This window comes from Erythrobacter sp. 3-20A1M, assembly GCF_018636735.1.
GTDB lineage: Bacteria > Pseudomonadota > Alphaproteobacteria > Sphingomonadales > Sphingomonadaceae > Alteriqipengyuania.
Map to the genome: position 1 here is coordinate 2,789,997 of NZ_CP045200.1, position 21,136 is coordinate 2,811,132.

Here is a 21,136-nt window from a genome sequence, read left to right on the forward strand (position 1 = left end):
ATTCATGCCGTTTCGTAAAACTCTGTCCACCGTTTCGGGTGTCGCGCTGGCTGCGACCCTGTCCGCCTGTGCCGCTCTTCCCGGAGGCGGCGGCAACGTGCCCAGCGCGTCCACCCCGATCACGCCGGAAGAGGCGCAGATGGGTGCCCAGGCGAATCCGGAGCTGCTGCAACAGTTCGGCGGTCGCATGACCGGCCCGACCGCCACCTATGTCGAAGGGGTGGGCAAGAACATCGCGGTGCATTCCGGGCTCGGCAACGCACGGGAGGACTTCACCGTCGCGCTGCTCAACAGTTCGGTGAACAACGCCTTCGCCATTCCGGGCGGCTATATCTACACCACGCGCCAGCTGGTCGGCCTGATGAACAACGAAGCCGAACTGGCAGGCGTGTTGGGCCATGAGGTCGGCCACGTCGCCGCCCGCCATTCGCAGCGGCGCCAGGCCAAAGCGCAGCAGAACGCGCTGCTGGGCGCGGTCGGCTCCATCCTCTCGCAAGTGCTGCTCGGTAGCGACGGGCTGGGCGGGCTGCTGTCGCAGGGCTCGCAGCAGATCGCACAGCTGGTGACGCTGAAATATTCGCGCGAGCAGGAAACGCAGGCGGACCAGCTCGGCATCACCTATCTCAGCCGCGCGGGCTACGATCCCACGGCGATGAGCACCGTGCTCTACAGCCTGGCGTTGCAAAACAATCTCGACGCTGCGCTGAAGGGGCAGAACGCCACCGTTCCGGAATGGGCATCGACCCACCCCGATCCCGCCAGCCGCGTCCAGGCGGCGCGGGCACAGGCGCAGGGCCTGCCCGGCACGATCACCAACCGGGACACGTTCCTCAGCCGTATCGACGGCCTGCTGTATGGCGACGATCCCGCGCAGGGCGTGATCGAAGGCGACACCTTCATCCAGCCGGAGCTGCGGTTATCGTTCCGCGCGCCGAACGGCTTTTACATGGTCAACAGCACCCAGGCGGTGTCGATCAACGGGCAAAGCGGGCAGGCGCAGCTAACTTTCGCGCCCTATAATGGCAGCCTCGAAAACTACATCCGGTCGGCCTTCGCGAAGCTGGGCGGGCAGCAGACGAACCTCGCCCCCAGTTCGATCCAGCGGACTACGGTGAACGGCATTCCCGCCGCCTACGGCGTGGCGCGTACCAATACCCAGAGCGGTCAGGTCGATGTGATCGTCTTCGCCTACGAGTTCGCCAACGACCGCGCCTATCATTTCCAAGCAATCACGCCCGCCGGGCGGAGCGGGGTGTTCACTCCGATGTTCGAATCGATGCGCCGGATCAGCGCGCAGGAGGCGTCGAACGTCGTCCCGCGGCGGATCGATGTGGTGACGGTCGGCCGCGGCGACAGCGTCGCGTCGCTCGCACGCCGCATGGCCTACAGCAATGCGCAGGAGCAGCGCTTCCGCGTGCTGAACGGGCTGGGCCAATCCGACAGCCTGCGCCCCGGGCAGAAGGTGAAGATCGTCGTCCGCGCCAACTAGGCGCGTGGGCCACGCACGAAAAAGGGCGGCGGGATCGCTCCCGCCGCCCTTTCTCTTGTCTCGCTTGCGAAGCTTACTTCGGCGTGTTCTTACCCTTGTAGCCCGAACCGGTCGTGCCCTGCGCGGTGTCGAGGTTCTTCGACACGTTGTTGAACGTGTCGGTCAGTTCGCCGCCGAGCGAGTTCATGGCGGCGATCGCGGCAACCGCGATCAGGGCGGCGATCAGACCGTATTCGATGGCGGTCGCGCCCTCTTCGTCGCGGATCAGCTTGTTGAAGAATTTCATGTGTCGTCTCCTGGTATAGTCTTCGGTACCCGACCCGTACCAGGCCCCTGCCTGAACGAGTGGGTGCAGGAGTACGCAGTATTGATTGAAAAAGTCCTAAGTGCTCGGGAACCAAATCGTTCGTTCGAAAACGTGCAAGTTAGGGGGTCGTCGTGACTTCGCCACCACTGGAGCGCCCGCTGCCGGTCGCCGCCGCGGCGATAGCGGATGAGCGAGGCCGATATCTGATGCATCGCCGCCCTGCGGGCAAGGCCAATGCAGGGCTGTGGGAGTTTCCCGGCGGCAAGGTCGAGCCGGGCGAAACCGTAGAGCAGGCGCTGTGCCGCGAGATCATGGAGGAGACCGGCCTTTCTCTATTAGCCGATTCGTTGGAGCCCGCGGGTTTTGTCGTGATCGAACCGGATGCGGCGAGGGCGCGACCGCAGCTGCTCCTGCTCCTGTTCTGCTGCCAGCGTTACACTGGCATCGCTGAGCCGCGCGAGGGCGGTACGCTGCGCTGGTGCGACCCTGCCGCTATCCCGCAACTCGATCTCGCTCCGGCCGATCGGGCGCTGGCCGCCGACCTGCTGCGCCGTGCGCGGCAAAGATAGCGCGGATCGCCCTTGCCAAGCCGGAAATGCCCCCCTATGTGCCCCCCTCCACGGGCGCCCGTAGCTCAGCTGGATAGAGTACCTGACTACGAATCAGGTGGTCGGAGGTTCGAATCCTTCCGGGCGCACCACAACCAGCCCGGCCTTGTCTTGTGCGAGGCCGGGCTGTTTCGTTTGGAGCGGGGAGCGAACGCGATGCAGCCATGCCGCCGACCGGAGTTTCGGGCGAAAGCGCGGGAAAACCTCTCCGTATCGATCCCGCACCTCGATCCGCGCGAATGTCGCAAAGGTATCGCATGAGCCAGCCGTGCCTGGACGAGGGTGGCCCGGAGGGCGACGATTCGGTCGAACCGGGTGTATGGCGGTACGCCCAAGCGCAGCGCCTGAGCGTCATCATCGATGCGGAATCCTATTTCGCGCATATGCAGCAGGCGATGCTGAAGGCCCGGCGGCGCATCATGCTGATCGGGTGGGACTTCGACACCCGGATCCATCTAACCAAGGGGCGACGCTGGTACGAACGACCGAAGGATTCGTCCTACCCCTCTCGCCTGGGCAGCTTCTTCCTGTGGCTGGCGCGCCACCGCGACGGTCTGGACATCCTCGTGCTCAAATGGGGCCTGTCGATCGTGCAGTTCGCGGCGCGCGGCTCCATGGCGCTGGACATCGCGCGGATGTGGCCAAAGCGGCAGATCAGCTTCAAGTTCGATACGCAGCATCCGCTCGGTTGTAGCCACCACCAGAAGATCGGGGTGCTCGACGATTCGCTGGCGGTATGCGGCGGTATCGACCTGACCCACGACCGCTGGGACACGCGCGAGCACCGGGAACACGACGAGCGCCGCCGTCGGCCCCACGGCCGCCTTTACGGGCCCTGGCACGACATCACCATGATGATGGAAGGCGAGGTGGCGGGCGCACTGGCCGATCTGTGCCGCAGCCGGTGGGAATGCGCAGGCGGTAAAACGTATCCGCAACTCGACCATGAAGAGCAGGAAAGCATCTGGCCGGACAAGCTGACTGCGGATTTCGAAGATGTCGAAGTCGGCATTTCGCGAACCCGCGCCAAATACAACGACGTCACCCCGATCAACGAGATCGAGACGCTGGTGCTGGCGCAGATCGCGGGTGCGCGCGAGTTCCTCTATATCGAGAACCAGTATTTCACGTCGCGCAAGATCGCGGAGGCGATCGTGGAGCGCCTGGACGAGGACGATCCGCCGGAGATCGTGCTGGTCCATCCCATCCATGCCGACGGGTGGCTGGAACAGCAGGCGATGGATCACGCGCGATCGGCGCTCGCCCGGATGATCGCCGCGAACGATCCGAAGAAGCGGTTTTCGCTGTATGTCTCGTGGGCCGGCGAAACGCCGATCTACGTCCATGCGAAGCTGATGATCGTGGACGATCGCATCCTGAGGATCGGCTCGGCCAACATGAACAACCGCTCGCTGGGGCTCGATAGCGAATGCGATGTGTTCATCGATTGCGAACGACCAGCCAATGCCGGGCGCGATATCGAAACATGTATCCGCACGATTCGGGTAAATCTCCTCGCGGAACACTGCGGCGTGGAGCCTGAAGTGATGGACCGGAGGCTGAAGGAAACCCGGTCGATGCACCAGGCGATCGCACAACTGGGCAGTAGCGGGGAGCGGCAATTGCGCCCGTTCGAAATTCCCGAATTGGGAGAGATCGAGCAGACGCTTGCCGGATCGGAGCTGTTGGATCCGGAGAAGCCGGAGGATATGTTCGAACCCTATGCGCATGGCGGGCTGTTCCGCGACGGAAGCAGGCTCGGCCGGTTACGCGATCGATTGAAGAGGAAACGCAAATGAGCAGCCTGGTCGGCCCCGACGAAGACGATCCCCTGGCGAAACCGCCGGTTCCCGAAACGGTCCAGGACGCAGTTCGGACCCTGATCGAATGGGCAGGGGACGATCCCGCGCGCGAGGGCTTGCGCGATACACCGGCGCGCGTGGCGCGGGCGTGGAAGGAATACTGCCAGGGCTACGACGAGGATCCGGCGATCCATCTGCGCCGCGTGTTCGAGGAAGTCGGCGGCTACGACGAGATTGTGCTGCTGAAGGATATCCCCTTCCAGAGCCATTGCGAACACCACATGGCGCCCATCATCGGCAAGGCGGCGATCGCCTACCTGCCGGTCGATCGGGTGGTGGGCATATCGAAGCTGGCCCGCGTGCTCCACGGCTTTGCGCGTCGCCTACAAGTACAGGAACGGCTGACGGCGGAAGTGGCGAACTGCATCTGGGATCACCTCGAACCGCAAGGCGTCGCCGTGGTGATAGAGGCGAGCCACGCCTGCATGACCGCGCGCGGGGTGCGCACCCCCGGCGTCACCATGGTCACCTCCGAAATGCGCGGGGCCTTCCGCGACGATCACCGCAGCCGCGAGGAAGTGCTGAAGCTGATGGGGTATTGAGGAGCGGCCGCATCGTCACGGCTCCGGAGCTGGGGGCTTTCCTACACCCCTGGCGCTTTGTAGCTGCGGATCGGCTCTTTTTCATCGTCGGTCTGCCTCGCGCGTTTGTCGCGGCTCGCGCATCCTGTCCGTCCGCACATCGATCGCGGGTGTATGGTATTGAATTGTCAGGGATACGAGGGGCGATCCGAAAGTGACGCCCTGTCACCTTCGTCACCTTGAAATGCCGCCGGATAGGGCGCACGAAAAAGGCCGAGGCGGTTTCCCGCCCCGGCCTGCGTTGGATAGTCTGGAAGCTCAGAGCTGGCCGAGCATGTGCTCCGCACTGCTGACCGAGAAATCGCCCGGCTGCTCGACGTTCATTTCGACCACCTTGCCGTCGTCGACGATCATCGAATAGCGCTGGCTGCGCTGGCCCATGCCGAACCCGGTTCCGTCCATGGTCAGGCCCAGCGCCTCGGCGAAGTCGCCGTTGCCGTCGGCCAGCATGGTAATGTTCTCGCCGCCGTCGGCCTTGTTCCAGGCACCCATGACAAAGGCGTCGTTCACGCTGGTGCAGGCGATCTCGTCCACGCCCTTCGCCTTCAGCTCGTCCGCCTTCTCGACGAAGCCGGGGAGGTGCTTGGCGGAGCAGGTCGGGGTGAAGGCCCCCGGGACCGCGAACAGCGCGACCTTGCGCCCGGCGAAGAAGTCCTTCGACTGGACCTGTTCCGGACCGCTTTCGGTCGCTTTCACCAGTTTCACGTCGGGGATGGTGTCGCCTTTGCTGATGGTCATCGCGTAATTTCCTTTCGTAGGTCTAGCGGTTCGCGCCCGATATAGAGGGCAATTGCGACGAGACAACGACGCATCATATAAAGCTTTCTTTATATTTGCCTTGGCGCAGCACGCTCGCTAAGTCGCGGCCCGCAAGCGAACGCGCCCCGACGGCGCTCGCGACTTACGATTTTTTCGAGGAGTTTCACTCGTGGCCGACACGCAGGATTACATCGTCAAGGACCTCAGCCTCGCCCAGTACGGGCGTGACGAGATCGCCATCGCCGAAACCGAAATGCCGGGCCTGATGTCCCTGCGCGAGGAATTTGGCGAGGCGCAGCCGCTGAAGGGCGCGCGCATCACCGGCTCGCTGCACATGACGATCCAGACCGCGGTGCTGATCGAGACGCTGGTGGCGCTGGGCGCCGAGGTGCGCTGGGCCACCTGCAACATCTTCTCGACGCAGGATCACGCCGCCGCCGCCATCGCCGACCAGGGCATCCCGGTGTTTGCCGTAAAGGGCGAAACGCTGGCCGATTACTGGGACTATGTCGGCAAGATTTTTGACTGGTCGACCGACGACGATGCCGACCTTACCGCGAACCTCATCCTGGACGATGGCGGCGATGCGACCATGTTCGCCCTGTGGGGCGCGCGGATCGAGGCGGGCGAAGAAATGCCCGCTCCGCAGAACGCCGAAGAAATCGAGATGCAGCGTGCGCTCAAGGCTTTCCTGAAGGAGAAGCCGGGCTACCTCACCAAGTCGGTGAAGGCGATCAAGGGCGTGTCGGAGGAAACCACCACCGGCGTGCACCGCCTCTACCACCTCGCCAAGCAGGAAAAGCTGCCGTTCCCGGCGATCAACGTGAACGATTCCGTGACCAAGTCGAAGTTCGACAACCTCTACGGCTGCCGCGAATCGCTGGTCGACGCGATCCGCCGTGCGACCGACGTGATGTTGTCCGGCAAGGTTGCCTGCGTCGCGGGCTATGGCGATGTCGGCAAGGGCAGCGCCCAGTCGCTCCGCAATGGCGGGGCGCGCGTGCTGGTGACAGAGATCGATCCGATCTGCGCGCTGCAGGCGGCGATGGAAGGTTTCGAGGTCGTGACGATGGATGAGGCGGTGACGCGCGCCGACATCTTCGTGACCACCACGGGCAACGAGGACGTCATCACCGCCGAACACATGAAGGCGATGAAGCCGATGTCGATCGTGTGCAATATCGGCCACTTCGATTCCGAGATCCAGATTTCCGCGCTCGACAATTACGAGTGGAAGGAACTGAAAGCCGGCACCGACGTGGTTAAGTTCCCCGACGGCAAGGAGATCATTGTTCTCGCCCGCGGGCGTCTGGTGAACCTCGCCTGCGCGACGGGTCACCCCAGCTTCGTGATGAGCTGTTCTTTCACGAACCAGACGCTGGCGCAGATAGAACTGTGGAAGAACGACGATGCCTATCAGAACGACGTCTACGTCTTGCCCAAGCATCTCGACGAGAAGGTCGCGGCGCTCCACCTCGACAAGCTGGGGGTGAAGCTGACCAAGCTGAGCCAGAAGCAGGCCGACTATATCGGTGTGCCTGTAGAGGGCCCGTTCAAGCCAGAGCACTACCGTTACTGAACGCGCGCAAGGTTAATGCGTCCGGAAAGCCCCTGCATTTGCGGGGGCTTTTCATTTGGGGCCAGTTGCATCGCCCGCGCCACCGGCATAGCTGAAACGGGATGGAGATCGCCCCTACCGCACTGGTCCTGATCGGATTGCTGCTTGCCGCCTGGACGGTGGGGGCCGCATGGCTGATGATCCGCGCGGGCAACCGGACGCGCGAGGCGGGCAAAAGTCGTTCCGCCGCGCGGCGGATGGCGCGGATGCTGGACGAGGCACCGGCGATCGCGCTGCTGGTGCGCGCGGACAGCCGGATCGAGGGCTCGGACCGGTTGGCGCGATGGTTCGGGCTCGATCGGCTGCCGGACTTTCTGGGGGAACTCGCACCGGGTGACGATCGCGGCCTGTCCGATGATCAGTTAGCCGAGCTGACCGAGAACGTCCGGCGTACCCAGAAAACGGCGACCCCTTTCCGCATGGCGCTGACCGTGCCCGGATCGCAGCGCAGCCTCGCCCTGCGCGGCCAGCTCGCCGATCCGCAAGTCTCGCCGGGTGGCGCGGCGCTCGTCTGGGTGTTCGACTTTTCCGAAAGCGAGACCGAGCTATCGCGCATGCGCTCCGAAACCGCTCGGGCGAAGGGCGATTTCGCCGCGCTGGTCGGCCTCATAGAGGCGGCGCCAATTCCAATGTGGTTTCGCGGCACGAACGGAAAGCTGCGGCTGGTCAACAGCGCCTATGTCGATGCGGTGGGGGCCGAAAGCGCGGATGCGGTGGTGGAAGACCAGATCGAGCTGGTCGAAGCTGTCGAAGGGCAGAGTGCCGTCTCCGTGGCGCTCGACGCGGCGAAGCGTAACGAAGCGGTCAAGAGAACCGTGCAGGCGACAATCCATGGCGCGAGACGTGCTCTGCGGGTGTCCGACCTGCCGCTGGGCGAAGAAGGCATTGCGGGCTACGCGGTCGACGTCGAGGAAATGGAGGAGCGCGGCCGGGCGCACCGCGCCTATGCCCGGGCGCAACGTTCGATGATGGACCGGCTTTCGATCGGCGTCGCTCAATTCGATTCCGACCGTCGGCTCGCCTTCGCGAACCAGCCTTTCCGGCGCACCTTCGCCCTTTCGAGCGGTGCGGAACCCATCGGCAGCTCCTTCAAACGCTTTCTCTCCGACGCGCGCGACGCGGGCCGCTTGCCCGAAGTTAGGGATTTTCCGGCCTGGCGGGCGGAACACGAGGAATGGTTCGCCGCCAGCGAGCCGCAGGAGGAGGCCTGGCCGCTGGTCGATGGCACGCATCTGCGGGTCGTCGCCCAGCCGATGCCCGATGGCGGATTGGCTCTCATCGCCGAAGATCGGACCGAGCAGCTGGCGCTTTCCGCAACGCGCGACACGCTGCTGCGCACGCGAACCGCGATGGTCGACAGCTTGTTCGAGGCTCTGGCGGTTTTCGCGCCCGATGGGCATCTCCAGCTCTGGAACAGGAGCTTTCCCACCACCTGGGGGATCGCGCCCGACAGGCTGGATGATCATCCGACCGCCGATAGGCTGCTGGAACAGATCGGTCGCGGCCTCGTGCGTCCCAGGCAGGCCGAGAGCATCGGCGAGGTGATCCGGTCCGCCACGCTAGACCGTAAGGAACGCGCCGGACGGGTACAGATGGCGGATGGACGCACGCTGGAATTCGCCGGCGTTCCACTGCCCGATGGGAACGGACTGCTGACCACGCTGGATGTGACGGCGAACGAGCAGGCAGAGACCGCGCTGCGCGAGCGGGCAGAAGCGCTGGAGCAGGCTGACCAGGTGAAGACGCGTTTTCTCGCCAACATGTCTTACGAGTTTCGCACGCCGCTGACGTCCATCGGCGGTTTCGCCGAGCTACTGGAATCGGGCGTCGCCGGAGACATGAGCGAGCAGGCGCGCGAATACGTGACCGCGATCATCGACTCCGTCGCCCGGCTGACGGAGCAGGTCGAAAACGTGCTGGATCTCTCTCAGAGCGAGGCCGGGTTGCTTCCGGTTTCCAAGCAGAGCGTCGAATTGCAGCCGCTGGTCGCCCGCACCGTGCGCCAGCGCGAAGAGGCGATCACCAAGGCGGGGCTGCGGCTGGACCTGCTTGGCGGGGCTAGAGTACGCGTCGAAGCCGATCCGCGACAACTTGCCCGCGCGATCGGCCATCTCCTCGACAACGCGATCGCGGCCAGTTCGCACGGCGATCGCATCGCGATCGAGATCGGTCGAGAAAAGGGTGCAACGCGAATTTCGATTTCCGATCGCGGTGCCGGAATGGACGAGGCCCAGCTGCGCCGTGCCCAGGAAGGTCTGGCACCGACTGACGAGGGCCGGATGGAGCGACGGGAGGGGCTGGGCATTCCGCTGTCCCGCCAGCTGATCGAAGCGCAAGGCGGAACGCTCCAAATCCGGTCGAAGAAGGGCTCGGGCACGATAGCGGAAATCTCGCTCACATGAGTTCCTATGAAGTCGAGCTGCCCGATCTTGCGGCGATGGAGAGCTTCGCCGGGCGGATTGCCGAGCGGCTGCGCGCGGGCGATGCGCTGGCGCTTTCCGGGTCGCTCGGGACCGGCAAAACGACCCTCGCGCGCTTCATCCTGCGATTTCTCGGCCAGAGCGGCGAGATACCCTCACCTACCTTTACCATCGTCGAGTTGTACGAGGCGCTCCGCATTCCGGCGGTGCACGCAGATTTCTACCGGTTGGAAACGCCGGATGAGTTGGAGGAGATTGGACTTGACGATTATCGACAGGGCGCTGTGCTGTTGGCCGAATGGCCCGAGCGAGCGGGAGGCTTCACGCATGAGTCGGGCTGCCTCAGCGTCACACTCGATTTTACCGAAGAAGGCCGCGTCGCCTCTGTCGAAGGCAATAGTGATTGGCTAGAGCGGCTGCCATGAACGAATCCCACGTATTGTTGCCAAATGGTGCCACCGACTTCCTTGACCGAGCCGGATGGGCCGCAGCCGACGTCGACCCGATTCCCGGAGATGCCAGCTTCCGGCGCTACTTTCGGCTTCGCAAAGGGCACGAGTGCGCCATGCTGATGCATGCCCCGCCGCCGCGCGAAAATCCCGGTCCGTTTCTCGCGGTGGCCGAATGGCTTTCCGCGCAGGGCCTGCGCGCGCCCATAATCCTGGCCGAGGACCTGGAGGGGGGGTGGATCCTGAGCGAGGATTTCGGCAACGACCGGATGCGCGACTGGCTGGATACCCACCCCGATGCGGAAAACGGTGCCTACACGACGGCCGTCGATACGCTGGTTTCGCTGGCGAGCATGCGGGCGGGCCCCTTTCGGCCATACGACATGGCGACATATCTGCGCGAATCGCGCCTGTTCGTTGAATGGTATTGCCCGGCTATGGGGCTGGACGTCGACAGCGAGGGGTTCGACGGAGCGTGGCGCGAAGTGCTTTCTCCATTAGGCGATCGGCAGCAGCCGGGCGTGACCGTCCTGCGCGATTATCACGCGGAGAACATCATGCTGCTGGACCCCGCTCCCGATGGACGGGGCGCGCAGGGACTGATCGATTTCCAGGATGCGCGGGTCGGCCATCCGGCCTACGATCTCGTATCCCTGCTGCAAGACGCGCGCCGCGATGTCACGCCGGACCTCGAGCGGCGGATGTTCGAACGGTACGTGAATGCGGCGGCACCCGGAGACGACTTCGTTGCCCATTACGCCATCCTGGGTGCGCAGCGGAACGCCAAGATCGTCGGCATATTCACCCGGCTTTGGAAACGCGACGGGAAAGCGCGTTACCTCGCGATGATCCCCCGCGTGTGGGAAGCGATGGAGCGTGACCTGGAACATGCCGCGCTTGCGCCTGTCGCCCGCTGGTTCGACGCCAATATTCCGCGCTATCTGCGCGACAATTTCGGCGGTGAGCTGCAGTGAGCGGACTCATTTCCGATACCGCCATGGTCATGGCGGCGGGGCTCGGCAAGCGAATGCGCCCGCTCACAGCGGCGCAACCCAAGCCGCTGGTGCGGGTCGCGGGAAAACCCTTGATCGATCATGGCCTCGACCGTCTGGCCGAAGCGGGCGTGGCGCGGGCCGTCGTGAACGTCCATTACCTTGCCGATGCGCTGCAGGCACATTTTCGCGCGCGTCGGACTCCTGAGGTCCTGATCTCGGACGAGCGGGAGGAACTGCTCGAGACAGGTGGGGGCATGGTAAAGGCGCAAGGTTTGCTGCCCGACCCGTTCTTCTGTCTGAATTCGGATAACATCTGGCTCGACGGGCCGGTCAATGCCTTTGCCGAGCTCTCCAGCCGGTGGGATCCCGAGCTAATGGATGCGCTGTTGCTGGTGGTCCCTCATTCGCGTGCGATGAATTTCAAGGGCGTGGGAGATTTTCATCTCGATCCGCGCGGCAAGATCAGTTTGCGCCGCCCCGGACGTATCGCGCCGTTCATCTATACGGGCATCCAGATAGTCAGCCATCGCCTCTTGCGCGACGCTCCGGAAGGGCGGTTCGGAACTATGCATCTGTGGCAGCGGGCGATTGAGGAAGAGCGGCTTTTCGGTTTGCCTTTCAATGGATTGTGGTTCGAAGTTGGCACGCCGGAAGCGATCCGACCGACCGAGGAAGTTCTCGCTAGTGGCTGAGGCCACACATCCGCACGTCTATTCCATTGCCGCGCACCGGGGATTCGCCGATGCACTGGTGGCCGGCGTGGTGCCGCGCTATCGCGACCCCGATCTCGGTCTGGCGCGGCTGACGCTGCTTCTGCCGAGTAGCCGGTCGGTCCGCAACGTGACCGAAGCCTTCATCAGGCACCTGACCGACGAGGGGGCACAAGGCACCTTGCTACCGCGCATGGCCGCGGTGGGCGATCTGGACCTGGACGAGGCGCTCGGGCCGCTGATCGATCCGCTGGGCGCCACGGAGATTTCGCCTGCGATCGATCCGACCCGGCGCTGGCTGATGCTTGCCGAGATCATTGCGCGCGAGTTCGGAGACGATGCACCGCGAGGCCCCGCGCTCTACCGCCTTGCGCGCGACATGGCGCGAGTCATGGACCGCTTGCTGGTCGAGAATATCGCGCCGGAGGCGCTGCGCGGCGATGCGGTGCTGGACCTGCTGGGCGATCTAGCGGGTCACTGGCAGGACTCGCTGCGCCGCTTCGCCATCGTGCAGGCGCACTGGCTTTCGTGGCTGGAGTCGGAAGGTCGGATCGAAGCCGCGGAGCGGCGCAATCGGCTGTTCGCGCACGCAGCGCGGCGTTGGAAGACGGATCCGCCCACTGGGCCGGTCGTTGCAGCGGGCGTCACCAGTAGCGCTCCGGCGCTAGCACGGCTGTTGCGCGTAATCGCTGATTTGCCGGATGGAGCCGTCATCCTCCCCGACCTCGACCTGACGATGGACGAGAAGGTATGGACGGAACTTGGTCGAGCGGGCCAAGCGCCCAGTCCAGGCGATCCGCCCTTCGCCCGGGGCGACGCGGTGACGCATCCGCAATATCACCTGAAACTCCTGCTCAACCGCATGGGTGTTGGGCGAGGGGAAGTGAGACCATGGCACCGGCGCGGAGCCGGAGCGGCCCGGCCTGAGCGCAGCCATGCGATCAGCGCGCTGTTCCTGCCACCCGAAGCGAGCAGGGGCTGGATCGATCTTGCTGCGGAAAAACGCCGCCTTGCAGGCGTGCGGGTTCTGGAGGCTGCGACTTCGGAGGAAGAAGCGCAGGCAATCGCGCTGGCTATCCGCGAGGCTCTGGAAGAACCGCAGAAGCGGGTTGCACTGGTTACCCCCGATCGCCCCCTGGCGAGGCGCGTGGTCCAGCATTTGCGGCGATGGAATATCGAAGCGGACGACAGCGCGGGGCGACCGCTTTCCCAGACCGCAGCCGGCCGGTTGTTTCTGCTAATGGCCGAAGCGATTTCGGAGGGCGGTGCCCCGGTGCCGATGATCGGATTGCTCGGCCATCCGCTGGTGCGTGGGGGCAATCCGCAAGCGCGAAGAGAATGGCTCGCTCGCTTGCGTCGGTTCGAACTCGCCTTGCGCGGCCCCCGGCCGGCAGCCGGACTGCAGGCACTGGAAACCGTCGCCGCCAATTCCGGAACGCAGGATTGGTGGGCGGAGGCTGCGCGTATCATCGCTCCGCTCTTTACGGACGGAGATCCGGCGCCGCTGGCCGAGCTGCTCGACCGGCTCGCGAGCGTCGGCGAGGATCTGTGCGGAGAGGTGCTCTGGTCGCGCGAGGACGGCAGGGCACTCTCTACCTTCGTCGACGATGTGCGGCTCCAGGCGCGAGCTGTGCAAACGACCGTCGATCAGCGCGACCTGCACGCGATCCTTGCAGACGCGATGGAGGCGATCGCGGTTCGACCGCCCTATGGAGGGCATCCGCGTATCGCCATCTACGGCCTACTGGAAAGCCGGATGACGCGCGCGGATCTCGTCATTTGCGCCGGGCTGAACGAAGGGCGATGGCCAGGGCGCCCGGCAGTCGATCCGCTGCTTGCTCCCACCGTTCTGCGTGCTCTGGGCGTTCCGGGGGTGGATTTTCGCATCGGATTGGCCGCGCACGACCTCGCCGCTGCGATGGGCGCGTCGCAAGTGCTGCTCACCCGCGCAGCGCGCGATACCGAAGGGCCGACGATACCTTCGCGATTTCTTCTTCGCGCAAAGGCTTTGCTGGGCGAACTTCTGCCACGGCATCAGGAGACCGCGCTGGTCCGGTTGGCGCGCGCTGTCGATGATGAAGAACCTGCGCCCCCCTATGCGCGCCCAGTGCCTATCCCCGCCCCAGATGATCGACGGGTAAGGATCAGCGTCACCGCGCTCGACCGGCTTCGATCCGATCCCTATCAGTTCTATGCCTCGACCATATTGCGCCTGCAGGAGATCGACACGCTCGACGCAGAGCCTACCCCGGCATGGCAAGGGGAGGTGGTTCACGATATCCTGCAGAAATGGCATGAGAGGGGGGGTGCGCTGTTCGCTGTCGCGCAGCGTGAATTGCAGCGGATGGACCATCACCCGCTGACCCGTGCGCTGTGGGAGCCGCGCCTGCTCCGGGCGCTCGAATGGGTGGAAAACACGATAGCGGAAACGCCGGAGCGCAAGCCGGTCCTGTTCGAAAAATGGGGTTCGTTCCAGCGCAAGGGCGTCGATATATTTGGCCGGATCGACCGGCTCGACCGGTTGGGGACGGGCGGTCTTGCAGTGGTCGATTACAAGACCGGTCGACCACCTTCCAAGGCGCAGGTGGAACGCGGTTATGCCTTACAGCTCGGAACCTTGGGACTAATGGTCGAAGCGGGCGGCTTCACCGAGCATGGTATAGCGGGCCGCGCCGAACTGTTCGAATACTGGTCGCTGGGCAAGGACTACAAGGGTCGGTCGGATACCGGCTTCGGCTATATCGAGGCCCCCGTAAAAACAGGGGCGGCGCGTACCGGAATTGCGCCGGAGGAATTCCTGCCACGTGCCGCTGACTTTCTGGACGACGCGCTCGAGCGATGGATCCTGGGTGTGGAGCCTTTCACCGCTCGCCTAAATCCGGACGCTGCCGGCTATGACACTTACGATCAATTGATGCGGCTGGACGAGTGGCTGGGTCTGGAGGAGCGCGCGTGAGCCGGGGACTGGTCTTCCCGCTCAAGGCGAACCAGGCTCTCGCGGTCGATCCGCAGGACAGCGTCTGGTTGTCGGCCAGCGCCGGTACCGGAAAGACCCAGGTCCTATCCGCCCGGGTGCTGCGCCTGCTGCTGGCTGGCAACCCGCCCGAATCGATCCTGTGTCTTACCTTTACCAAGGCTGGCGCCGCGGAAATGGCGACGCGGGTCAACGAAGTGCTGGCGAGTTGGGTGCGCATGGGGGACACGTCGCTCGGCGCCGATCTCCTGGCGATCGGCGCGCCTGCGGACGAGCGGACGCGGGCGCTGGCGCGAACGCTTTTCGCTCGTGTGCTCGATTGCCCCGGCGGCGGTCTCAGAATCGATACTATTCATGCTTTCTCGCAATGGCTGCTGGCCGCCTTTCCGGAAGAGGCGGGTCTGGAACCGGGCACCCGCGCGATGGAGGACCGCGACCGGCTGCTGTTGGCCCGGCAGGTTCTCGCCGAGCTGCTGGCCGACCCGTTGCCGGAGGACACGGATGCGCTGGCAATGCTGTCCATTCGTCTGGGCGCGGATGGTGCCAAGGCATGGCTGATGTCATGCGCAGACGCGCTCGACCTGTGGACCGGCCCTACGGGCTGGCAGGGCGACCTGCGCCCGCGCGTGCTGCGCCTGCTGGGTTTGCCATCCGATTGCGACGAAGCGCAGATCGCGGCGATGTGCGAGGACGATACCTTCGATTGCGGGGCGTTGCGGGCCTGCCTTTCGACCCTGGCCGAATGGGACACGAAAGGGGGTCGCGAAGGTGCCGCGGCGATCGAAGCATGGTTGGGGCGGGACGCGGCGGATCGGCTCGCGACGCTCGGCGATTTCTACGGTACGCTCTTCACGAAAAGCTGGGAAGCGACGCCCAAGAACCTCAACCACATTGCCAAACGCGATCCGTCCTATGAAGGCCACGCCCTAGCGGTACTGGCGGCGATCGAGGCCATCAATTCCCGCATGGCGCTGCTCGCGCTGTCGGAATGGCTGGTGCCTGCTCTCTCGCTCGGGCGCAGGTTCGCGCTGGCCTGGGACGAGGCGAAGCGGCGGGAGGGTTTCATCGACTTCGACGACCAGATCCGCCGCGCGGCGGATTTGCTGACGCGGTCGGGCCTGGCCGATTGGATCCGCTACAAGCTCGATCGCCAGTTCGATCATATCCTGGTGGACGAGGCGCAGGATACCAACGCAGCACAATGGGCAATTGTGCGCGCGCTTACGGGCGACTTCTTCACCGGGCTGGGCCAACGTGATGGCGATCTGCGCACCATTTTCGTGGTCGGCGATTACAAGCAGGCCATCTTCGGCTTTCAGGGGACCAGTCCGGAGAATTTCGCCGCGCAGAAGGAAGTCTATGCGCGCGAGATCGAGGCGGCGCTAGCTAATATGAGCGCGTTGCGGGAGGCGCCGCCCCTTGCCCTGCGCAGCCTGCAAGCTTTCGGACTGGGCCGGAGCTTTCGCACGGCCCAACCGGTGCTGGATTTCGTCGATGCAGCGATCGAGGCGATCGGAGGCGATCAGCTCGGCCTGACCGAGGCTCCTGAACCGCATTCGGGAGAGGATAGGCCGGGTCTGGTCGCGGCCTGGCAGCCGGTGAAGGTTGGCGGCGATCCGCACGAGGATACTCCAGATGGCAATGACGGAGTTTCCGACGAATGGCTACCGGCCCCCGAGCGCGAGATGGCGGACCGCATCGCGGCGCAGGTGAAGGCATGGCTGCGCGATGGGCATCCGTTGGCGAAGGGCGAACATCGCAATGCGCAGGCGGGCGACATCATGGTGCTGGTGCGCAAGCGCCGGGCTCTGGCCGGGCTGATCGTCGCGCGCCTGCATGCGGCGGGCGTTCCGGTTGCCGGGGTCGACCGGCTGCGGTTGGGTGCACCGCTGGCGGTCAAGGACCTGATGGCGGCGCTGCGCTTCGCCGCGCAGCCGCTCGACGATCTCAGTCTCGCCAATCTGCTGGTCTCGCCGCTGGGCGGTTGGACACAGGAGCACCTGCTCGCCCATGTCCGCCGCGACAAGGATGTCCGACTGTGGAGTCACCTGCGCAGCAGCGATTCGCCTTTCGTAGCGGAAACGGTCGAGCGATTGCGCGCTTTGCTGGCGCGGGTCGATTACGAACCGCCTGAGGCGCTGCTGCACTGGATGCTTACCGGGCCGTGGGAGGGGCGGCGCAAACTGGTCGCGCGTCTCGGCCGCGAGGCGAACGATCCGATCGACGAACTGATAAACGCGGCCTTCGCCTATTCCGCCGCCCACACCGCCAGCCTGCCGGGCTTCATCCAGTGGTTCGACGCGGGGGAGGGCGAGTTGAAGCGCGAGGCCGGTGCTAGCGAGGGGCTGGTACGGGTGATGACGGTACACGGGTCCAAGGGGCTGCAGGCACCGATCGTCATCCTCGCAGACGCGACCGGCGATCCCGACCGCTCCCCGGTCCGCGATCTGTCGCTGGACGAGGAGGAGAGCGGAAAGGTCGTACCGTTGCCCCCGCTGTCGAAGGAGCACAAGGTCGGCCCGATCGCAATCGCGGAGGATGCGGCGCGCGCTGCCGAACGCAAGGAGCACTGGCGCCTGCTCTACGTCGCCATGACCCGTGCGGAAGAAGCCCTCTATATCGGGGGCGCGCTGGGGGTAACGGAGAAAGAGCCGGCCCCCGACAGCTGGTATGCCCGGCTCGCCCCGCTGTTCGATGGCTACGAATTGGCCGATCCGATCTGGGGTGCACGGCGCGAATGGGGCGCTCTTCCGGCTCCGGCGCCAAGCGACAACGTGGCAAGCGCGGCGGAACCAATCGTCCTTCCCGCATGGGCAACGAAGTCGATCGGTCCCGAACCGCGTCCACCGCGGCCTCTGGCCCCATCCGGCGCGGGAGAAGATCGAGGTTCGGACCCGCCACTGCCAGCGGACGCTCTGGCGATGGCCGCCCGGCGCGGTGTCGTCATTCATCGCCTGCTGGAGCGCCTGCCCGATATCGCTCCCGATAATCGACGAACCAAGGGTGCCGAATGGCTGGAGCGCCAGGCACCCGACCTGTCGGAAGAAGTCCGCGCCGAAGTTCTCGAGAGTGCGCTCACGGTGCTGAACGACCCATTGTTCGCCGGCGTGTTCGGCCCCGATGCTCTCGCGGAGGTTCCGTTGGCGGCTGTGGTCGGCGAACAGGTGATCGCGGGGACGGCCGATCGCCTGCTGGTCACCGCCGAAAAGGTCACGGTGATCGATTTCAAGACGGCACGCCGCCCGCCGGTTTCGCTCGAGACCGTACCTGCTGCCACCTTAGCGCAGATGGGCGCGTATGCCGCGGCCCTGCGCGTCGTCTATCCTGATCGTGAGGTCGCCGCCGCCCTGCTCTATACGCAAACGCCGCGACTGATCGCTATTCCCGCAGACATGCTGACCGCGCACCAGCCCGGCTTGCCGGACGAGCAGAAACCCTTTGCCGAGGAACCGCTTGAGTAGGGTGAGCGAGGCCCTAGATTGGGCAGTAGAAGGAGATATTCCATGGCGACCAAGACCGTAACAGACGACAGCTTCCAGACCGATGTCCTAGAATCCGACAAGCCCGTGCTGGTCGATTTCTGGGCGGACTGGTGCGGCCCGTGCAAGATGATCGCGCCGGCGCTGGAGGAAATTAGCGAAGAACTTGGCGATCAGGTCACGATCGCGAAGGTCGACATCATGGCCAACACCGACACCGCCAGCAATTTCGGGGTGCAGGCGATCCCCTATCTGTTGCTCTTCAAGAATGGAGAGCCCGTGGCGAACATGCGCGGTGCCGCCCCGAAAAACCAGCTGAAGGGCTGGATCGAACAGCAGCTTTAGGAAATGTTGCGGAGCCGCTCGGTCAGCTCTTCCCACAGCGCAGGCGTGGCGGCTCCGATCAGTCCGGTCCGTTCCCATTCGTCCACCCGATAGGGTGCGCCGTCGGGTCGGGCCACCATGCCGCCCGCCTCGTTCAACCATAGCGCGCCGGCGGCGTGATCCCATGGCAAGGCTCGGTTGAACACGGACACGTCGTTTTCGCCCAGCGCGAGCCGCGGATATTGCTCGGCAGCGCAGCGTGGAATGTCGACCATGTGATAGTAGGGCGCGATATGCTCGCGGATGGCCTCGCGTTCGGAGAGGTCGAGGAAAACGGTCGAAATAGCCGCTACGGGCGGCGTTTCGCCGGTGGCGCGCGCCTGTATACGATCGCCTCCGACGAAGGCACCCTTTCCCCGATGAGCCGCGCAGAAGCGACCGGTAAGGCAATCGTAGATCCAGCCGGATTGCGCGATGCCGTCCTCGGCCAGCGCGATGAGTATGCCGAAGGGCGCCCGGCCGTTCGCGAAGTTGTTCGTGCCGTCGATCGGATCGATGATCCAGCATGGGCCTGCGAGCCGGTCCATCACACCCGGGTCGGCGTCGGCAGCTTCCTCGCCGACGATCGCAATGCCCGGGTTGAGCTTCGCCAGTCCTTCCGCGAGCAATGCCTCGCTTTCGCGGTCGGCGGCGGTGACGAGGTCGTTCGGGGCCTTCTCCTCGACCTGCGCCTCTCCGAGGTTGCGGTAATGCGGCAGGATGACCTCTTCGGTGGCACGCCGCACCAGCGCGAGGATTTCGCGATCGAGCACGCTCACGACCGGTAGTCCGCATTGATGGAGATGTAACCGTGGGTGAGATCGCAGGTCCACACGGTTGCGCTGCCTTCGCCAAGGCCCAGATCGACCTCGACGCTGATCTCGCTTCCCTTCAGATGCTCCGCCACCGGCGCTTCATCGTAATCGCTCACCGGCTGGCCTTCGCGTGCGGCCCAATGCCCGCCGAATCCGATCGAGAGGCGGTCGCGGTCGGCCGGTTCGCCCGCCTTGCCCACTGCCATGACCACGCGGCCCCAGTTCGCGTCCTCGCCCGCGATCGCAGTCTTGACGAGCGGCGAGTTGGCGATGGCAAGCGCGACACGGTGCGCGCTCTCATCCGACATGGCGCCTGACACCTGCACGGTGATGAATTTCTGTGCGCCTTCCCCGTCGCGCACGACCAACTGCGCAAGCTTGCGGCATACTTCCTCGACGGCGGCGTAGAACGCGTCCGCACCGGTGCTGTCCCAGTTCTGGAGCGCGCCATTGCCCGCCTTCCTGGTCGCGAAGAGCAACACGGTGTCGCTGGTGGAGGTGTCGCTATCAACGGTGATCGCGTTGAACGTGCCAGCGTTGGCGCGGCTAAGACATTCCTGCAGGAATGCCGGTGCGACCGCCGCGTCGGTGAAGATGTAGCCGAGCATTGTCGCCATGTCGGGCGCGATCATCCCGCTGCCCTTGACGATACCCGCCACCTCGACCCGCACATCGCCGATCATCGCCGCGGCATGGGCACCCTTGGGGAAGGTATCGGTGGTGGCGATGGTGTTCGCGCCATCTTCCCACGAACAGGGCTGAGCATCTAAGACCGCGGCGATGCCCGCGCGCGCCTTGTCCTTCGGCAGAGGCACGCCGATGACGCCTGTGGACGAGACGAACACTTCCGAAGGAGCGCAGCCGAGCCCGCCCGCCACTTGCCCCATGATCTGTTCCACGGCCTCGCGTCCCCGATACCCGGTAAAGGCGTTGGAATTACCCGCATTGACGACCAGCGCGCGCGCTTTGCCCGATTTCACCTGCTGGCGACCCAGTTCGACTTCGCTCGAACAGCAGACGTTGCGAGTGAAGACGCCGGCTACGCCTGTCCCTTCGGCTACCTCTACCAAGGTTAGGTCGCACCGGTCCCAATCCTTGTACCGGGCGCGCGCAATGCGCAGGGTAACGCCGTCGATGGCGGGGATGTCTGGGAAGGGGCGGGCGAGGGGGGAAGGGGCGAGTTCCATACTGCCGCCTTAGACCGCAGACGACTTGTCCTGCAATCGCTGCTGAATTGGCCGCGTGCATGGTTCGTTGGACCATCCCGACGCGTAGAGAAAAGCGCATAGCGCGTTAACTGGACGATCCACGTTCAAACCTCCGGGACCGGTGGACTTTAGGGCTACGCTCGCTATTTAGCGTGCACCATGCTGCGCCAGCTTTTCACTCTGCTTGCTCTGATTACCGGCCTCGCGGCATCCGGTGATATTGCGTTTGCACGACCCGTCCAGGTGGAGGAGGTCGCTTGCGCGGCGCAGGCCGAAACGCACGCGCTTCAGGAAACGCGTGCGGCCGGTCTCGCAATCGCGCCGGAAGATTGCAAGTCTCAGGACGAGCGATCGAGCGCTTTCGACGGGATGGCTGCGCCAACGACACCCGGCGTTCGCATAGGTGTCGACCGCGCTCTCGAATAGCGCTTCGGTAAGCTAGTACCGATCCTTCGCTTTTCGCTCGCCGCAAATCTGCGCGCGGGCCTACTCCTTACGC

At 64.7% G+C, this 21,136-nt stretch carries 17 protein-coding genes and 1 tRNA gene; 14 read left to right on the forward strand and 4 right to left on the reverse strand.

What is annotated here, in order from left to right; translation table 11 throughout:
• The first annotated feature begins 4 nt into the window (after positions 1 to 4).
• Positions 5 to 1,489 (forward strand): M48 family metalloprotease, encoded by a 1,485-nt coding sequence (locus tag F7D01_RS13475; protein WP_215227973.1) that lies wholly within the window; start codon positions 5 to 7, stop codon positions 1,487 to 1,489.
• Positions 1,490 to 1,562: 73 nt separating this feature from the next.
• Here F7D01_RS13475 and F7D01_RS13480 read toward each other — a convergent pair whose 3' ends face one another.
• On the reverse strand, positions 1,563 to 1,775 hold the full coding sequence (locus F7D01_RS13480; protein WP_215227974.1) for a Flp family type IVb pilin: 213 nt from the start codon (positions 1,773 to 1,775) through the stop codon (positions 1,563 to 1,565).
• Between the two features lie 152 nt (positions 1,776 to 1,927).
• On the opposite strand from F7D01_RS13480, the gene F7D01_RS13485 reads away from it, so the two are divergent.
• The 4 genes from F7D01_RS13485 (at position 1,928) to folE (ending at position 4,808) form a co-directional block, all read left to right on the forward strand.
• Positions 1,928 to 2,365: a (deoxy)nucleoside triphosphate pyrophosphohydrolase gene (locus tag F7D01_RS13485; protein ID WP_251566894.1), complete on the forward strand. Its 438-nt coding sequence runs from the start codon at positions 1,928 to 1,930 to the stop codon at positions 2,363 to 2,365.
• Between the two features lie 54 nt (positions 2,366 to 2,419).
• Positions 2,420 to 2,496 (forward strand) — tRNA-Arg (locus tag F7D01_RS13490).
• Between the two features lie 165 nt (positions 2,497 to 2,661).
• The gene (locus F7D01_RS13495) at positions 2,662 to 4,203 is read left to right on the forward strand and encodes a phospholipase D-like domain-containing protein (protein ID WP_215227975.1); all 1,542 of its coding nucleotides are present in this window, start codon (positions 2,662 to 2,664) and stop codon (positions 4,201 to 4,203) included.
• On the forward strand, positions 4,200 to 4,808 hold the full coding sequence (gene folE / locus F7D01_RS13500) for a GTP cyclohydrolase I FolE (protein ID WP_215227976.1): 609 nt from the start codon (positions 4,200 to 4,202) through the stop codon (positions 4,806 to 4,808). The genes F7D01_RS13495 and folE overlap by 4 nt, the downstream gene beginning before the upstream one ends.
• Before the next feature lie 297 nt (positions 4,809 to 5,105).
• Here the strand turns inward: folE and F7D01_RS13505 are convergent, their stop codons facing one another.
• Positions 5,106 to 5,585, reverse strand: a complete 480-nt coding sequence (locus F7D01_RS13505; protein WP_215227977.1) for a peroxiredoxin — start codon at positions 5,583 to 5,585, stop codon at positions 5,106 to 5,108.
• A 190-nt stretch (positions 5,586 to 5,775) separates the two neighbouring features.
• Here F7D01_RS13505 and ahcY point away from each other — a divergent pair, with 190 nt between their 5' ends.
• The 8 genes from ahcY (at position 5,776) to trxA (ending at position 18,596) form a co-directional block, all read left to right on the forward strand.
• Complete coding sequence (gene ahcY, locus F7D01_RS13510) at positions 5,776 to 7,185, forward strand: adenosylhomocysteinase (RefSeq protein ID WP_215227978.1); 1,410 nt, start codon at positions 5,776 to 5,778, stop codon at positions 7,183 to 7,185.
• A gap of 101 nt (positions 7,186 to 7,286) precedes the next feature.
• Positions 7,287 to 9,626, forward strand: a complete 2,340-nt coding sequence (locus tag F7D01_RS13515) for a PAS domain-containing sensor histidine kinase (protein WP_215227979.1) — start codon at positions 7,287 to 7,289, stop codon at positions 9,624 to 9,626.
• Positions 9,623 to 10,069, forward strand: a complete 447-nt coding sequence (tsaE, locus tag F7D01_RS13520) for a tRNA (adenosine(37)-N6)-threonylcarbamoyltransferase complex ATPase subunit type 1 TsaE (RefSeq protein ID WP_215227980.1) — start codon at positions 9,623 to 9,625, stop codon at positions 10,067 to 10,069. The genes F7D01_RS13515 and tsaE overlap by 4 nt, the downstream gene beginning before the upstream one ends.
• Positions 10,066 to 11,067, forward strand: a complete 1,002-nt coding sequence (locus tag F7D01_RS13525; protein WP_215227981.1) for an aminoglycoside phosphotransferase family protein — start codon at positions 10,066 to 10,068, stop codon at positions 11,065 to 11,067. Before tsaE ends, F7D01_RS13525 begins: the two co-directional genes overlap by 4 nt.
• Entirely contained in the window at positions 11,064 to 11,780 is a 717-nt protein-coding gene (locus F7D01_RS13530) for a nucleotidyltransferase family protein (RefSeq protein ID WP_215227982.1), read from the forward strand. The genes F7D01_RS13525 and F7D01_RS13530 overlap by 4 nt, the downstream gene beginning before the upstream one ends.
• Positions 11,773 to 14,754 carry a PD-(D/E)XK nuclease family protein gene (locus F7D01_RS13535; protein ID WP_251566896.1) on the forward strand — a complete coding sequence of 994 codons (2,982 nt, stop codon included), beginning with the start codon at positions 11,773 to 11,775 and terminating at the stop codon, positions 14,752 to 14,754. The genes F7D01_RS13530 and F7D01_RS13535 overlap by 8 nt, the downstream gene beginning before the upstream one ends.
• Positions 14,751 to 18,233 (forward strand): double-strand break repair helicase AddA, encoded by a 3,483-nt coding sequence (gene addA, locus F7D01_RS13540; RefSeq protein WP_215227984.1) that lies wholly within the window; start codon positions 14,751 to 14,753, stop codon positions 18,231 to 18,233. Before F7D01_RS13535 ends, addA begins: the two co-directional genes overlap by 4 nt.
• Before the next feature lie 42 nt (positions 18,234 to 18,275).
• Positions 18,276 to 18,596, forward strand: a complete 321-nt coding sequence (trxA, locus tag F7D01_RS13545; RefSeq protein ID WP_215227985.1) for a thioredoxin — start codon at positions 18,276 to 18,278, stop codon at positions 18,594 to 18,596.
• Here trxA and F7D01_RS13550 read toward each other — a convergent pair.
• Both F7D01_RS13550 and argJ read right to left on the reverse strand, forming a co-directional pair.
• A complete protein-coding gene (locus tag F7D01_RS13550) occupies positions 18,593 to 19,393 on the reverse strand; it encodes an inositol monophosphatase family protein (protein ID WP_215227986.1) in 801 nt (266 codons plus the stop codon). The genes trxA and F7D01_RS13550 overlap by 4 nt on opposite strands.
• Positions 19,390 to 20,616: a bifunctional glutamate N-acetyltransferase/amino-acid acetyltransferase ArgJ gene (argJ, locus tag F7D01_RS13555; protein WP_215227987.1), complete on the reverse strand. Its 1,227-nt coding sequence runs from the start codon at positions 20,614 to 20,616 to the stop codon at positions 19,390 to 19,392. The genes F7D01_RS13550 and argJ overlap by 4 nt, the downstream gene beginning before the upstream one ends.
• A 180-nt stretch (positions 20,617 to 20,796) precedes the next feature.
• On the opposite strand from argJ, the gene F7D01_RS13560 reads away from it, so the two are divergent.
• Positions 20,797 to 21,063, forward strand: a complete 267-nt coding sequence (locus F7D01_RS13560; RefSeq protein WP_215227988.1) for a hypothetical protein — start codon at positions 20,797 to 20,799, stop codon at positions 21,061 to 21,063.
• Positions 21,064 to 21,136: the final 73 nt, after the last annotated feature.